The following is a 231-nucleotide window of genomic DNA, read 5'->3' as shown; positions in this document are numbered from 1 at the left end:
GACGACGGGAGGATATTGCGCTGGCAATGACAGGGTCTGATAAACCTCTCGTACATCCACCGGCATGTCCACAGAATCTTTATTTATGAGCGTCCCCACCATGCCCGACAAAGAAGTCCCTGCAATAATTCCATAGGTTGCGAAACACTGAAAGTCTCTTCCCCCCTCAACCAAATCCACCGGATCATCAAGACCTTTATTTGCAATGAAGTGCAAACCTGAAGGAGGCAC

1 protein-coding gene is annotated in these 231 nt (G+C 48.9%); it reads right to left on the bottom strand.

Annotation, left to right across the window (positions count from 1 at the left end):
* Nucleotides 1-231: hypothetical protein (locus AC0L3B_RS40490; protein WP_473383732.1), on the bottom strand; the 231-nt coding region annotated here is incomplete at both ends.

Source organism: Bradyrhizobium sp. Kon56 (genome assembly GCF_055807635.1).
Note: the sequence above shows the minus strand (reverse complement) of the source record. Positions and strands in the feature narration are given on the sequence as shown.